The organism is Methylocystis sp. ATCC 49242, from assembly GCF_000188155.2.
Lineage (GTDB): Bacteria > Pseudomonadota > Alphaproteobacteria > Rhizobiales > Beijerinckiaceae > Methylocystis.
Map to the genome: position 1 here is coordinate 3,179,610 of NZ_KE124774.1, position 13,728 is coordinate 3,193,337.

Consider the following 13,728-nt stretch of genomic DNA (forward strand, 5'->3'; position numbering starts at 1 on the left):
GCCTTACAAGGCGGAAAGCGCCCATGCGACAGGCCGCCGCGATGAAAAAAGAGGCGTGGGAACATTCCTGTCCATTTACGCGTCAAAACCCGGCCCCGGACGGAAAAGCCGGCGGTTCCCCGCCGGCTCGTCAACGCAGCGTCGCGGGAGCGCCTATTTAGGCCATTGCGGATAACCCGACGGCTCCGTGGTCTGCGCGCGGCGCTTCGACGAGGCGATGTAGACGTCGCGGCGCAAGCGGTTGATGCCCCCCAGAGGCTGATGGACGGTCAGGCCGTGCCAGGGGGTGAACACGAGATGTTCGCATTCGGTCGCCTGCAGCGGATGGTCGAAATCCTGCGGCTTGATCGTGATCTCGGCGACATTCTGGAATTTCGCCGTTCCGTCGCTTTTCGGCTCCCATTTCTTCGCGGCGTTCTCGATGGGGTAGTCGCTGTCCATCGGCTGCAGCCCGTCGGGCCGCAACTGCACCTGGAAATCGAAGGTGACGGGGCGTCCGCTATAGAGCTCAAGGCTTTTTTTCATCGCCTCGCGCAGATAGTCGGGAGAGGGATTCTTCGGCGTCAGCGAGGGATTCGCCGGGTTTCTTGGCTGGGCGGCGAATTTGGCGACCTTGTCCGCGCCGAAAAGGAACGGCGAACCGGAATGATAGGTCGCGTCGAGCGGATTGGCCAGTTGCGTCGGCGCGATGATTTTGGTCACGATCTCCGCGGTCGTCTTGTGCGCCGGGTCGGCAAGGAACGGCAGAAGGTTTTCCTTGTTCTCGAACTGGACTTTCGTGCCGGCGAGATATTCCGGGACATCCGGAAAGGCGAACATCGGCTGGTTGATCAGCAGGAAATCCTGGGTTTTCGCGCCGGGTTCGCCGAGCAGCGTCTCGCCCTCCACGCCCATGAGCTTGATCGCCATGCCGCGGCTCGACGCGCCGAGCTTCCCGACGTCGGCCGTCACCGTGCCCGTCGCGTTGGAGAAGCGGATCCAGGCCTCGTATTTCTTGCCCGGCGTCGCGAAGACGCCGACCCTGTAATTCTCGGGAATGTTGGCGTTGACGACGAAATCCGCCTTGACGCAGCCATGCGCCTTGGGATGCACGGCGCGCCGCGCCATCGTGTCGCCCGCGCTCTGGCCCGAAAGGGTCCCGTAGCGCTGCTCCAGCAGCTTTCCGGTGAGATCGACGATCTCGGCGATCTGCGCGCTTTCGCCGGGCTGAACCGCCTCGAATTTCGTGGGCGTGAATTCTGCGGCGCGGGCGCCGCCCGCGGCGGTCGTCGCGGCGATAGCAACGAATGCAAGCGTCTTTTTCATGGGTTTCGCTCTCGAAAAGTTTGGCGCGCCTTGGGGGCCGCGCCAAAAGATCAAAGTTCTCCGCGCCGGTTTTTTCCGGCGCGCGCTAAAGCGTCTTCAAATACTCGAGCAGCGCCTTCCTCTCTTCCGTCGTCAGCTTCGTGGTCCCGTATTCATGGCCGCAACGGCTGTCGCCGGAGTTCCGGTCCGAGCAATCCGTGGTCTTCATGGTGTAAGCGGACTTCGGCTGATCCGCCGCCAGTCCGACATTGACCACGTCATAGGCCGGTCCGATCTTGAAGCTCGCGACCCTGTCCTTCGCCGGCTTCAGCAATTCGACGAGACTGGGCGCCGAACCATTGTGGAGGTAAGGCGCGGCGGCCCATATCCCCTCGAGAACGCGCGCTTCATATCTGATCTTGCCCTCCGTCTGCGGCGCCGCGCAGGTCCATTTGGCGCCCGAGGACTGGTCGGGCAGCTTGTAGACACCCTTCAGCTCCTCGATCACCGGCTGCAGCAGCTTCAGCGTCAGATCGGCCTTCAGACGCTCCGCTGGATTCAGTGTGACCGGAAGGAAATGCTGAAGGATCGCGCCCTTGACGGAAGTCGACAGCACCGCGACCGCAGAATCGACCGGCTTCAGCGGCGGGGAGACGAAGGGGATCGCCGCGCCGGTCAGCGCGCCTGTCTTCGCCGTATATTCGGGAGCCAGATATTTATATTCCCGCGAATCCGTTCCGACGTCCTGAACGGGCGTGCACCAGGTGTCCTTGTTCAGGACGCGCGGTTGCCCGGGCTTGATTCCGTGGCAATCGGCGCAGCCGTCGTCCTCGACGCTGCGCTCGAAGATTTCCTTGCCTCTTTCGGCGAGCGCCTTGTCCACCGGCCACGGCCATTTCGGCGGACCCATTTTCTCGACCAGATGCTCCAGCGCGATCAGCCCCATGAAATCCGCGGAGTTATTGTCGACGTAATTGAAGCCGAGCAGATGCGAGGCGTCTTTCCTCGGGAAGAACTCGCCGAACACGCCATAGACCTGTCCGAGATTGCGCGCCATGGCGAGGATGCGGTCGCCATTGTCGGCGAAGCCGGGCCATTGGGTGTGGTCCTGCTTCGGCGCGTTCCACAGGAAGGGCGGGCGAACCGGCGCATCGGCCCGTCTGATATTCTCGGGGATCATGTGCGAGGGCGGCGGACCGATGTCGAGGCCCGTCACGCGGTTGAGGATCATGCCGACGGCGTCGAGACGGCCCGGCCCCCAGGGCTTGTCCGTGGGAAGTCCGCCCTTGGTGATGGCGTTGTGACGCGCGAACCAAGCATCCACGTCGCTGTGAAGCGCCGTTTCCCTTTGCGGCGAATAAGAGGCGCCGAGAACCGCCTTCGCAAAGTCTGTGAAGGCGGCGCCATCGCCCAGAATCTTGCCGACGGCCGTATCGAAGTCGGCCCACAGGGCGCCGATGTCCGCGAGCGCGGGGCCGCCGTCGATCCGCCAGGATTTCCCGTCCACCTCGATTTCGCGGGTGTGGCACGCCGCGCAGGTGGGGCCAAGGTAGCCGTCCGCGACGACGAAGCCGACGGGCAGGCCCGGCGTCGGGCTCGCCGGATTGGGCAGGTAGCCGTAACGGGCGAGTCCGTCGGCCGTGAAGGACTGGCCGTTGGGCTGTTTCAGCGCCTTGATCCAGTCCCAGGGGATGAGGCGCGAACCCTGGCCGCGGCTGTAAAAGTCGTTCCACGCCCCTTCGGTCCAGCCGATCCCCTGATCGACCCGTTCGAGCGCCTGAACCCCTGCGGATGGAGAAACGAGGGCCGCCGCGATCGCAACGCCCGCGACGGACGCAACTCGAAAATGCTTTCTAATGCTCATGTCAAATCGTCCCAATAAATACTGGCTGCGAAAAATCTCGTCCGGGAGCGAAGCCTCGATCTGGTTCTTCCCGGACGGCGCGCCGATAAACTTGCCGCGGACGGTAAACGCGCGCCAATGATCGTGGTTCCGGGCGCCGACAAAAATTGCCGCGCAGCGCGCAGGCCAAGATGCGGCCGCATAAATAAAAAAGCCGGCGGTCACCCGCCGGCTTTTCGTATTTCGGACTGTCGGCCGGCTTACGCCGTCGTCGCGCCGAGGCTCGAGACGTCGACCTTCACGCCCGGACCCTGGGTCGAGCAGATGGCGACGCGCTGGATGTAGGTGCCCTTGGCGCCCTGCGGCTTGGCCTTGGCCACCGCGTCGACGAAGGCCTTGATGTTCTCGACGAGCTTACCGTCGTCGAAGGAGGCCTTGCCGACCGTGCCCTGCACGATGCCGGCCTTTTCGACGCGGAACTCGACCGCGCCGCCCTTCGAGGCCTTGACCGCGCCGGCGACGTCCATCGTCACCGTGCCGACCTTCGGGTTCGGCATCATGCCGCGCGGGCCGAGAACCTTGCCGAGGCGGCCGACGAGCGGCATCATGTCCGGCGTCGCGATGCAGCGGTCGAACTCGATCGTGCCGGCGAGAACCGTATTGACCAGATCCTCCGCGCCCACGACGTCGGCGCCGGCGGCCTTGGCCTCGTCGGCCTTCGGACCACGGGCGAAGACGCCGACGCGCAGCACGCGGCCGGTGCCGTTCGGCAGATTGACCACGCCGCGCACCATCTGGTCCGCATGCTTGGGGTCGACGCCGAGGTTCATGGCGATCTCGACGGATTCGTCGAACTTAGCCTTGGCGCGCTCACGCACGAGCTTCACGGCGTCGTCGATCGGGTAGAGCTTCGTGCGCTCGATGCCCTCGCGCGACTTGGCGATGCGTTTTCCGATATGGGCCATCGTCTTACTCCACCACCTGGAGGCCCATCGCGCGGGCCGAGCCTTCGATCATCGACATCGCGGATTCGATCGACGAGCAATTCAGATCGACGATCTTCTTCTCGGCGATCTCCTTGACCTGCGCCTTCGTCACCTTGCCGACGACGTTGCGGCCGGGGGTCTTGGAGCCGGAGGCCGGCTTCTTGCCGATCTTCAGACCGGCGGCCTTCTTCAGGAAGAAGCTGACCGGCGGCTGCTTCATCTCGAAGGTGAAGGAGCGGTCCTGATAGGCGGTGATGATGACGGGGATGGGCGTCCCCTTCTCCACCTGCGCCGTCTTGGCGTTGAACGCCTTGCAGAATTCCATGATGTTCAGGCCGCGCTGACCCAGCGCGGGACCGATCGGCGGCGAGGGGTTCGCCGCGCCGGCCGGCACTTGCAGCTTTATGTAGCCGGCAATTTTCTTCGCCATTTGCTTTCTCCAACGAATGACGCGCGGCGGGCCTCAAGAGCCAACCGGCGCCGGTTGCAGTTCGTGGTCCGGTCCGTTTTCCCCGATGGCGTCGGGGCGGACCCGCCACGTTTGTCCGGCGCGGCGAACCGCGCCGAATTCCTTTAAACCTTCTCGACCTGTCCGAACTCCAGCTCCACAGGCGTGGGTCGGCCGAAGATCGACACTGCGACCTTGAGGCGGGAGCGCGCCTCGTCGACTTCCTCGACGAGGCCGTTGAAGGAGGCGAAGGGCCCGTCCGCGACGCGCACGGTCTCGCCGACCTCGAAGCTGATCGTGGGCTTGGGGCGCTCGACGCCCTCGGCGACCTGGCCCTTGATGCGCATGGCCTCCTCTTCGGAGATCGGCATCGGCTTGTTGTCGGCGCCCAGGAAGCCCGTGACCTTCGGCGTGTTCTTGATGAGCGAGAAGACCGGGTCGGTGAGATTGCACTTCACCAGCACATAGCCGGGAAAGAACTTGCGCTCGGTCGAGACCTTGCGGCCGCGGCGCACCTCGACCACCTGCTCGGTCGGCACGAGGATCTCTTCGAAAGCGTCGGTCAGACCCCGCTGCGCGGCGCCCTCGCGAATCGACTCCGCGACCTTCTTTTCGAAGTTCGAATAGGCGTGGACGATATACCAGCGCATGCTCATGAGGGCGACATCAGCTCCAGATGAAACCTTACTGACCGACGCGCAGCATCAGGCCGACGCCGAAGCGCAGCGCCGAGTCGACGATGACGAAGAAAAGGCTGGCGAAGAGCACCATGAGGATGACGAGGCCGGTGGTGATCATCGTCTCGCGGCGCGACGGCCAGGTGACTTTTCTCGCCTCGGCGCGGACTTCCTGCATGAATTGAAACGGATTCACCATTGGCTCAACCGGTCGCTAGCTGCCGCCGACGCCTGCGCCTGAACCTTCAGGCGACGCCTGCCGCAAAACAGTCGCGGCGCGGGCCCTGTCGGACGCGCGCCACGTATTCGGACACGCTTATAGCTGCTCGGCCCCCATACGCCAAGTGGAAAAGCGAGAGGTCCCGCCGGGCCGCGCTTCAGGCGACCGCGCGGGCGAGCTTTGCGAGTTCCGCCGGCAGCATCTCCAGCTCCTCGCGGGTCGGCGGCGCGATTTTCGCCGCGAGCCCGGTCGCGGCGGCGCTCCTGAACTCGGCCGGAAGGTTCTTCGGATCATAGGCCACGCCGTCCTTGTCGTCGATGCGGCAGGGGCGGCCGAGCTTGGCGAGCACGCTCCAGTGCAGGCGCTCGTTGATATGCTTCTCCTTCGCGTCGCCGGCGTTGGTGAAATAGCTGTGGCCGAGGGCGTCGGGCGAGAACATCCGGCGGTAGCGCGGGAACATCGTGTCGATCACCCAGCCCCTGGAGGAATTGTAGATTTCGCCGTCGATGTCGGGCTTCACGAGATTGCGGACCTCGTCGAGGTCGAAGGCGAGGCCGGTGAGGGCGCGCGTCCTGGCGATCATCCACAGCAGCGCGATGTCCGAGAGGCCCGGATTGGGATAGCCGCCGCCAACATTGCAATGGACGCCGGGGAACCAGTTCTGTTCGACATTGTCCGGCATGGGCGCGTCCTTCTCGATCGTCCAGAAGGTCGGCGTGAAGGGCCGGCGATGTTCGTCGACGCCGATGGCGTGAAGGCCATGGTCGACCTGGGGGCAGAATTTCGTGTCCTGAAAACCGAAGACCGCGAGCGAGAGGTAGCGCGCGAGCGGCGCGAGGCCGACGCCCGCCGGAACGCCATAGGAGCCGACCGTGTCGAAGACCCCGAGCAGCTTGATGCGATTGTTGGTCTGGTAGTCGGGGCCGCGAGGGGTCGTTCCCCGGCGCGAGTCCCTGCGCGCGCGGAAATTGGTCCAGGCGATGTCGAGAAGCTTCTTGTCCTTTCTCTTCGGGATGCCGGCCGCGCCGATCAGGCCGGCAAGCGCCCGTGCGGCGTAGGCGCCGCGGGAAAAGCCGAAGATGTAAAGCTCCTGATCGTCCTGGTAATTGTCGATTACGCATTCATAGGCGTCCTGCACGATCTTGCGCAGGCCGATGCCGATCGCGCCGCCGAGGAGCCGCTCGAGCACGAGCCCGTCCGAGCCGACGCCGTCGAAATAATGAAGGCGCTGCTCGACCCCGCCGCTCTCGCGCAGAATGAGCCGGGCGAAGGTCTGTTTCGCCGCGGCGAGCGTGGAAATATTGGTGTGGTCGCGCGGCGTGTTCCAGGTGCCGTCGAGCAGAATGACATTGCGGATCATGGTCCCTCCAATCGGCGCCGCGCGGAAGAACAAATTCGGGAGCGAACAAAAGGTCTTGGGCTTATGCCGGCGCGTCGACAATGGTGGCGCCGTTCCCGGGCGGCGGCAAGCCATTGCCGGGCGCGGGTCTCAGCCGCTATGAAAACAGGGCTTCGCACGCAGCAGTGGAGGATTTTCATGCGCGCTCACCCGCTTTTCGTCGCCGGACTCGCCGCAGTAGCGCTCGCCGGCTGCAACGCCGGCCGCTCGCCGCAGGTTGCGACGATCCCGCCGGGCCCTCCGTTGCGCGCGCCGTCGGCGGCGGATTTCCAGTCGCCGGAAGGCTCGGGCTGCGCCGGCGCGATCAGCCGCTATCGCTCGGTCATCGAGAACGATCATTCGATGGGCCATGTGAACCAGAGCGTCTACAACCAGATCCAGGGTGAGATTTCGGAAGCCTCTTCCGCGTGTTCGGGAGGACAGGACGCCAAGGCCCTCTCGCTCGTGCGCGCCTCGAAGTCGCGTCACGGCTATCCGGGCTGATGGGCTTGTGTCGGAAAAAAGACAGTCGAAAGTAAGAAAAAGGCCAATCAATACAGTCTGGAAACAATCCAGACTGGGCCCTTTGACGTTTGCGATTCCGGCGCCTACGTTGATGTTGCCATCCTCAACAAGGAACCAAGATGCGTAATTCGGGAAAGGCGTCTTTTTTGCGCGTCGCTTCGGCGGCGTTTTTCGCGGCCGGTTTTGCAGGGGCCGCGGCCGCCGAGACCTATACGCTGACCATCAAGGATCATCGCTTCGATCCTGCGGAGCTGCGCATACCCGCCGACAAGGCGGCGACGCTCGTCGTGAAGAACCTCGACGCGACGCCGGAAGAATTCGAGTCGAAGCCGCTCCGCATCGAGAAGGTCGTGCCCGCGAACAGCGAGGCGACCTTCCAGATTCGCGCGCTGAAAGCCGGCCGCTACAAATTCTTCGGAGAGTTCCACGAGGACAGCGCCAAGGGCGAGATCGTCGCGGAATAATCCATGCTCGGCGCGCTCATCATCGTCTTCCGCGAGGCCATTGAAGCGGGCCTCATCATCGGCATCGTCGCGGCCGTGACGCGCGGCGTCGCCGGTTCGCGCGGCTTCATCGCGGGCGGCGTCGGGGCCGGCGTCATCGGCGCGATGATTGTCGCCTTCTTCGCCGACCGCCTGTCGCAATCCTTCGCCGGCAGCGGGCAGGAGCTGTTCAACGCGGCGGTGCTCGCGCTCGCCGTCGTCATGCTCGCCTGGCACAACATCTGGATGTCCCGCCACGGCCGCGAGCTTGCGCAGGAGCTTTCGGACGTCGGCCGCGCCGTGGCGCGCGGCGACCGCACGCTGTTTGCGCTCGCAACGGTCGTGGGGCTCGCCGTGCTGCGCGAGGGCGCGGAAGTCGCCTTGTTTCTCTACGGCGTTCTCGCCTCGGGCGAGTCGGCGTGGGATGTTTTCGCCGGCGGGCTCGCGGGCCTCGGCCTCGGCGCCGTCACCAGCGTCGCGACCTTCTATGGCCTCGTCACCATTCCGCCGCGCCATCTCTTCGCCGTCACCACGACGCTGATCACGCTGCTCGCGGCGGGCCTCGCGGCGCAGTGCGTCGCCATCCTGCAGCAGGCGGGGATCGTCACCGCGCTTTCCGACACGCTGTGGGACACGTCCTGGATTCTCTCGGACAAGAGCATCGCAGGCCGCGTTCTGCACACGCTGATCGGCTATGCGGACCAGCCGTCGCAAATGCAGGTCGTAATCTATGTGGCGACCATCGTCGCGATCGTCGCGGCGACGAAACTCACCGCGCTGCGTCCGCCTGCAGCCGTGCGGGCGCCGGCGGAGTGAGGGCGCGGTTCAGTCCCGCGTCGCAATATTGATCTTCTTGATCACACGCTCGGGCTCCGGCCTCACGAGGTCGACCGACAGCAGCCCGTTCACCAGATCGGCGCCCAGCACCTGCATGCCCTCGGCGAGGAGGAAGGCGCGCTGGAACTGGCGCGCGGCGATGCCGCGATGCAGGAAGTGCCTCTCGCGCTCCTCCGCCTGCCGGCCGCGGATGACGAGCTGATTCTCTTCGAGCGAGACGTCGAGCTGATCGCGGGTGAAGCCGGCGACGGCGAGCGTGATGCGCAACCGCTCCGGCTCGCTCTCGCTCCTCGGCAGGCGCTCGATGTTGTAGGGAGGATAACCGTCCGAGCCGCTGCGCGCGACGCGGTCCAGAGCGCGTTCGATTTCGTCGAAACCCAAAAGAAATGGCGAATTAAGCGGCGGACGTGACATGTCGCGAAGCCCTTCTGGCGCCTCAAATCCCGGAACCCTTCAGGCGTCCCGGCCCCGACTTATATGGCCGAGCGGGCGCGCCGGTTCAAGATTGCCGCCATTGACGGCGCGGCGCGGAGCGCCCATCTGCGGACAATCGTTTCTCGCGCCCCGAAGAGTCCTCATGCAACAGCGGCTGGGCCTTGCCGTTTCTTTCGACCTTGCGGCGATGTTTCTCGCCGGGAGCGCCCGCGCCGAGGAGCCGCCGCCCGTCGTCGCGCCCGAGGGCGACCGTTTTTCGCTCACCCCCGCCGACGGCGGCTTCCTGCGGCTCAACAAGGACACGGGGGCGGTCTCCTATTGCTCGGTGAAGGACGGCGTCTCCGTGTGCCGGCTGGGCGCCGACGAACGCGCGGCGCTGGAGGCCGAGATCGCGAGGCTGCGTGCGGAAAACGCGCAACTGAAGGCTGCGGCTAGCGCCGCGCCGGGCCGTCCCTCGACGCTGCCGGGCGAAGAGGAGTTCGAGCGCGCGCTCTCCTTTACCGAGCGGTTTCTGCGACGCATAATGCGACTCTTCCGCGAGGAAGCGCCGGCGGGAGGCGGGCTGTGACGGATCAGGGACCCTTCGCCAACTGGCCGCATCTGGACAAGCCAAAACCGCCGCGTCCGGAGCGCGAATTTCTCGTCCTTCCCGGCTCTACGGAAACGGAACCCGAACCCATGGCGTCGAACAACAACGCGCTCGAAAATTTCCTCGGCGGCTCGCCGCTCAACGTCTTCGTGCGGCTGTTCTTCATCTCGCTCGTCGTCGGCGCGCTGCTGATGTGGCTGGAGCTGCGGCCGATCGACATTCTGCGCGGCGTGCAGGCCTTCTTCGACCGCATCTATCAATTGGGCTTCGGCGCGGTGAAGGAGGTCGCGAGCTATGTGCTGGCCGGCGCCGTCTTCGTCGTGCCGGCGTGGTTCGTGTTGCGACTGCTGAATATCGGCGGAGGCAAGCGGTGAAACGCGCTGTTTTTCTTTCACTTGTTCTCGCTGGCTCGCCCGCCGTCGCGGCGAGCCCCGACGCGTGGGAAGAATTTCGCGCCAATGTGAAGAAGGCCTGCGCGAAACTTGCGGCCGCGGAGCTGGAAAATCCCTCGATCTGGGTCGACCCCTTCGGCACAGAAAGCTATGGCGTCGCCATCGCGAAGGGCCCGTCAAAATACGACAAGTCGCAACAAGAGGTTGTCTGCGTCTTCGACAAGCGGAGTGAGAAGGCGGAAGCGACTTCCGCATTCAAGCGCTGAACGGGCGCTCATCCCGCCATAGAGCGCGTTCAGGAAAAGTGTCGGCGGTTTTCCGTTCGAACGCGCGACAAGTTATGAAGCGAGACCAAATTCGACGAATTGGAATTCGCCGAATTTGATTTAGCGCCGCCTTCTGATGCTCGACGTCAGATCGGGTTGATCGTCGGGCGTTTCCTCGAGCGCATCCCGGCGCGGCGGAACCGGCGTCGCGGCCGCGTTGATCGGGCCCAACCCGTCTCCTCCGCCCTCGAAGGCGGCGAGCGGCGGCTTGCCGGTCGTGTCGTTGTCCGTCTCCTCGCCGGCGCCGGCCTTTGCATTCTGCATCGCGACGAGCGGCGACTGATCCGGCGGCGGCAGGGTTTCCTGCGGCGCGGGCTTGCAGATGGTGCGGCCCGAGCGGCCGTGCTGCGCCAGATCCACATGAATATGATTGTAGTGGAAGGCGTTGGATCCCGGCGACAAGACGGTCGAGAAATGGCCGCAGGAGCCGCGATGCACGTCCATCAGAAAGGCGCGGGTCTGCTCGTCGCCGCGCCACCAGTCGCGCACCAGCGTGATCTGACGTCCGTCGGCGAGCACGAAGCCGCCGATGTCGAGCGCATTGCCGAAGGAATGTTCCGAGAGCTGCGCGCCGCGCATATTGTTCATGCCCCGGCAGGCGTAGGAGCCCATCGAGTTGATCTGCACGACATTCTGGCCGAAGCGCGCCTGGGCCGCGGGCTGCACGGTATCGGCGAGCCATTGGTCGAGCTCCGCCACCATGGGGCAGTCGAGCGTCGCAGTGGCGTTGAACGTCACCGCCCCGCCCTGCAGCGCGGTCACCTTGAAGGGTTTGGTCAGCCCGCAAATGCCGGGGCCGTCGACCTCATTGGCGAGGGCGATGAATTCGGAAGGGTGGACTTTTCTCTGCGCGATACAGGCGTTTTCGGCATGGGTCCGCCAGGCGGGGCGCTGGGGCCTGAAGGGCGCGGAACAGCCGGCGAGCGTCGCAAGAAACGCGAGGAGGAGGGGGAGCGAGACGCGGCGGGCCATGCCGCGAAGTCTGCGGCGCGGGCGTTAATGCGAAGTCGAAAAATTTAGTTAATAGTGAGATATTTCATGACTGTGGCCGGGGAGCCCCGGCCACAGTGGAACGCATCTTTACTGCGTCCCGCCCTTGCGGGCGCGCATGAAGGAGTCGAACTCCGCCCGGTCGCGGGCGCGGCGCAGCTCCTCGATATGTTCGGCGAATTCGCGCTCGGCCTCCGCCAGCTTGCGGCGCTCTTCCTCGAGCCGGGCGAGTTCGCCCTCGCGCCATTCGTCGAAAGCGGCGTTGCCCGACGAGCGCATGAAGGACGGACCGCCCCAGCCGCGCGAGGCGTCGCGGGACACGTCTCCGAAGGCGGATTTCATCCGCGCCCCTTGTTCGCTGGCGAAGGAAAAGAGGTCGCCCTCATAGCCCCAGCCGCGCTGCCAGACCTTCCAGCACAGGATCGCGAGGCCGAGCGGCCAGAAGATGAAGAAGCCGAGGACAACCGCGGCGATTTCGTAAGGCTTCCAATGCGCGCACCCCTGGCGTCCCCAAGGGGAGTCCCCGGACGAGGACGACATGCGGGAATAACGATGGCAGCTCATGTTCGGCTCCGTTGCGATTACGCCGGGGCGGACCGTCGGGCCAGTCCGGCGATGTGAATGTTATAAACATTAACATCGCGTCCGGCAAGTCTCTCGCCGGCCCGATCGATATCGTCACTGCGCAGGAGCGGTTCAAGCCGGAGCGGCGCGGGCTCTTGCGACGGCGGCTTCCATGACGCCCTGCACGGCGCCTTCGAGAACCAGCGCGGGGTCGGCGGTGCGGGCGGGGTCGAAATGTCCGGAGACCGTGAGCATGGCGACGCCATGGGCCAGCGCCCAGACCTGCAAGGCGACATGACGCGCGCCCTGCGCAGGCGCGCGGGCCTCCTGCAGCCATGCGACCACGGCGCGCCAGAGAATTTCGAGCGCATGGTCGGCCGCGCCGCCGGCCTGTGGATCGGCCAGCGTCGCCGCCTGTCCGAACATCGCCGTGTAGAGGCCCGTCTCCTCGTGGGCGAATTTGAGATAGGCTCCGCACATGGCGCGCATGGCGCTTTTTGCGTCGGGTCGCCCCTCGTTCCAGGCGGCCTCGATGCGCTCGCCGAAGATCTCGAATCCCTGCCGCGCCAGTTCGGCCAATAGAGCGTCGCGGCCGCTGAAATGCCGGTAGGGCGCGGCGGGCGTGACTCCGGCGCGGCGCGCCGCCTCCGCGAGCGTGAGCGCCGAGGGGCCGCCCTCGGCGAGAAGCTCGATCGCCGCGTCGACGAGCGCCTGCTTGAGCGATCCGTGATGATAGCGCCGCTTCTGATGCACTGGCCGCCTCTTCCCCGGGCGCCGGCGTCATCCCGCCGCCCCGATCAGAAGAACAGGGTTGCGGACGCGCCGAATGGCGTTAACCTTGCATCGACACCGCGCCGTCTACGCCCGTCGTCACGGGCGCCGCCGACAGGAGCGCCGCAATGGCAAAGACCCAGATCCTCGATCTCGTCGCCGTCCTCGCCGCCTTCGCCTTCGCCAGCGCCGTCATCATCAGCGCCTGGTGAGAGAATCAGCCGGCGAGCTTGGCCATCAGCGCGTCGGAAATTTCGAAATTGGCGTAGACGTTCTGCACGTCGTCATTGTCCTCGAGCGCGCCGACGAGCTTGAGAATTTTTTCGCCCGCCTCGTCGTCGACCTTGATCGTGTTCTGCGGCCGCCAGACGAGCGCCGCCTTGCGCGGCTCGCCGAATTTCTCTTCCAGAGCCTTGGCGACGTCGCGCAGGGACTCGACGGAAGTGATGATTTCATGGGCTTCGTCGGTGGTGGAGACGTCGTCCGCGCCGGCCTCGATGGCCGCTTCCATCATTGCGTCCTCGGAGGCGACCTTCTTGTCGAATTCGACGAGGCCCACGCGGTCGAACATGAACGAGACCGCGCCCGTCTCGGCGAGCGATCCGCCGGCCTTGGTGAAATAGGAGCGCACTTCGCCGGCCGTGCGGTTGCGGTTGTCGGTCAGCGCCTCGATGATGACCGCGACGCCGCCGGGGGCGTAGCCCTCGTAGCGCACCTCGTCGTAGTTCTCCGAGTCGGCGCCCGACGCCTTCTTGATCGCGCGGTCTATATTGTCCTTGGGCATGTTCTCGGCCTTGGCGGCGAGAACAGCGGCGCGCAGGCGGGCGTTCATGTTGGGGTCGGGCAGGCCCGCCTTGGCGGCGACGGTGATTTCGCGGGCGAGCTTGGAGAAGAGCTTGGAGCGGATCGCGTCCTGCTTGCCCTTCTTGTGCATGATGTTCTTGAACTGACTGTGCCCGGCCATCTCGCTTCGCCCTATGT

Annotated in this window: 19 protein-coding genes; 6 read left to right on the forward strand and 13 right to left on the reverse strand. The window is 65.2% G+C overall.

Features of this window, described 5'->3' with window-relative positions:
- Positions 1 to 153: 153 nt before the first annotated feature.
- The 7 genes from MET49242_RS17485 to MET49242_RS23515 all read right to left on the reverse strand — a co-directional run bounded on the left by MET49242_RS17485 (position 154) and on the right by MET49242_RS23515 (position 6,818).
- Complete coding sequence (locus MET49242_RS17485; protein WP_051134285.1) at positions 154 to 1,305, reverse strand: catalase family protein; 1,152 nt, start codon at positions 1,303 to 1,305, stop codon at positions 154 to 156.
- 85 nt (positions 1,306 to 1,390) lie between these two features.
- Positions 1,391 to 3,148, reverse strand: a complete 1,758-nt coding sequence (locus MET49242_RS17490; protein ID WP_036288588.1) for a di-heme-cytochrome C peroxidase — start codon at positions 3,146 to 3,148, stop codon at positions 1,391 to 1,393.
- Between the two features lie 239 nt (positions 3,149 to 3,387).
- Positions 3,388 to 4,092: a 50S ribosomal protein L1 gene (gene rplA / locus MET49242_RS17495; protein ID WP_036284839.1), complete on the reverse strand. Its 705-nt coding sequence runs from the start codon at positions 4,090 to 4,092 to the stop codon at positions 3,388 to 3,390.
- 4 nt (positions 4,093 to 4,096) lie between these two features.
- Entirely contained in the window at positions 4,097 to 4,543 is a 447-nt protein-coding gene (gene rplK, locus MET49242_RS17500; RefSeq protein ID WP_036284841.1) for a 50S ribosomal protein L11, read from the reverse strand.
- Positions 4,544 to 4,686: 143 nt separating this feature from the next.
- Positions 4,687 to 5,217, reverse strand: a complete 531-nt coding sequence (gene nusG, locus MET49242_RS17505; RefSeq protein WP_036284843.1) for a transcription termination/antitermination protein NusG — start codon at positions 5,215 to 5,217, stop codon at positions 4,687 to 4,689.
- 28 nt (positions 5,218 to 5,245) lie between these two features.
- Positions 5,246 to 5,437 carry a preprotein translocase subunit SecE gene (secE, locus tag MET49242_RS17510; RefSeq protein ID WP_036284845.1) on the reverse strand — a complete coding sequence of 64 codons (192 nt, stop codon included), beginning with the start codon at positions 5,435 to 5,437 and terminating at the stop codon, positions 5,246 to 5,248.
- Positions 5,438 to 5,615: 178 nt separating this feature from the next.
- On the reverse strand, positions 5,616 to 6,818 hold the full coding sequence (locus MET49242_RS23515) for a DUF2235 domain-containing protein (RefSeq protein ID WP_158497315.1): 1,203 nt from the start codon (positions 6,816 to 6,818) through the stop codon (positions 5,616 to 5,618).
- Between the two features lie 177 nt (positions 6,819 to 6,995).
- Here MET49242_RS23515 and MET49242_RS17520 point away from each other — a divergent pair, with 177 nt between their 5' ends.
- The 3 genes from MET49242_RS17520 (at position 6,996) to MET49242_RS17530 (ending at position 8,659) form a co-directional block, all read left to right on the forward strand.
- The gene (locus MET49242_RS17520) at positions 6,996 to 7,340 is read left to right on the forward strand and encodes a hypothetical protein (RefSeq protein WP_036288593.1); all 345 of its coding nucleotides are present in this window, start codon (positions 6,996 to 6,998) and stop codon (positions 7,338 to 7,340) included.
- 140 nt (positions 7,341 to 7,480) lie between these two features.
- The gene (locus MET49242_RS17525) at positions 7,481 to 7,825 is read left to right on the forward strand and encodes a cupredoxin domain-containing protein (protein ID WP_036284847.1); all 345 of its coding nucleotides are present in this window, start codon (positions 7,481 to 7,483) and stop codon (positions 7,823 to 7,825) included.
- A 3-nt stretch (positions 7,826 to 7,828) separates the two neighbouring features.
- A complete protein-coding gene (locus MET49242_RS17530) occupies positions 7,829 to 8,659 on the forward strand; it encodes an FTR1 family protein (RefSeq protein WP_036284849.1) in 831 nt (276 codons plus the stop codon).
- A gap of 9 nt (positions 8,660 to 8,668) precedes the next feature.
- On the opposite strand, the gene MET49242_RS17535 is transcribed toward MET49242_RS17530, so the two are convergent.
- Positions 8,669 to 9,094: an Hsp20 family protein gene (locus tag MET49242_RS17535; protein ID WP_036284851.1), complete on the reverse strand. Its 426-nt coding sequence runs from the start codon at positions 9,092 to 9,094 to the stop codon at positions 8,669 to 8,671.
- A 163-nt stretch (positions 9,095 to 9,257) separates the two neighbouring features.
- Here MET49242_RS17535 and MET49242_RS17540 point away from each other — a divergent pair, with 163 nt between their 5' ends.
- The 3 genes from MET49242_RS17540 to MET49242_RS17550 are packed head-to-tail and all read left to right on the forward strand — an operon-like array spanning position 9,258 to position 10,362.
- Positions 9,258 to 9,683, forward strand: a complete 426-nt coding sequence (locus MET49242_RS17540; protein ID WP_036284853.1) for a hypothetical protein — start codon at positions 9,258 to 9,260, stop codon at positions 9,681 to 9,683.
- Complete coding sequence (locus tag MET49242_RS17545; RefSeq protein WP_036284855.1) at positions 9,680 to 10,078, forward strand: DUF6460 domain-containing protein; 399 nt, start codon at positions 9,680 to 9,682, stop codon at positions 10,076 to 10,078. The genes MET49242_RS17540 and MET49242_RS17545 overlap by 4 nt, the downstream gene beginning before the upstream one ends.
- On the forward strand, positions 10,075 to 10,362 hold the full coding sequence (locus MET49242_RS17550; RefSeq protein ID WP_051134287.1) for a hypothetical protein: 288 nt from the start codon (positions 10,075 to 10,077) through the stop codon (positions 10,360 to 10,362). The genes MET49242_RS17545 and MET49242_RS17550 overlap by 4 nt, the downstream gene beginning before the upstream one ends.
- A gap of 120 nt (positions 10,363 to 10,482) precedes the next feature.
- Here the strand turns inward: MET49242_RS17550 and MET49242_RS17555 are convergent, their stop codons facing one another.
- The 5 genes from MET49242_RS17555 to MET49242_RS17570 all read right to left on the reverse strand — a co-directional run bounded on the left by MET49242_RS17555 (position 10,483) and on the right by MET49242_RS17570 (position 13,711).
- On the reverse strand, positions 10,483 to 11,394 hold the full coding sequence (locus tag MET49242_RS17555) for an extensin family protein (RefSeq protein WP_036284857.1): 912 nt from the start codon (positions 11,392 to 11,394) through the stop codon (positions 10,483 to 10,485).
- Positions 11,395 to 11,502: 108 nt separating this feature from the next.
- Entirely contained in the window at positions 11,503 to 11,976 is a 474-nt protein-coding gene (locus tag MET49242_RS17560; RefSeq protein WP_036284860.1) for a DUF2852 domain-containing protein, read from the reverse strand.
- Between the two features lie 132 nt (positions 11,977 to 12,108).
- Positions 12,109 to 12,729: a TetR/AcrR family transcriptional regulator gene (locus MET49242_RS17565; RefSeq protein WP_036284862.1), complete on the reverse strand. Its 621-nt coding sequence runs from the start codon at positions 12,727 to 12,729 to the stop codon at positions 12,109 to 12,111.
- 79 nt (positions 12,730 to 12,808) lie between these two features.
- Positions 12,809 to 12,943, reverse strand: coding sequence for a hypothetical protein (locus MET49242_RS26405; protein WP_256378595.1), 135 nt, complete (start codon positions 12,941 to 12,943; stop codon positions 12,809 to 12,811).
- A 21-nt stretch (positions 12,944 to 12,964) separates the two neighbouring features.
- On the reverse strand, positions 12,965 to 13,711 hold the full coding sequence (locus MET49242_RS17570) for a YebC/PmpR family DNA-binding transcriptional regulator (protein ID WP_036284865.1): 747 nt from the start codon (positions 13,709 to 13,711) through the stop codon (positions 12,965 to 12,967).
- Between the last annotated feature and the right edge of the window lie 17 nt (positions 13,712 to 13,728).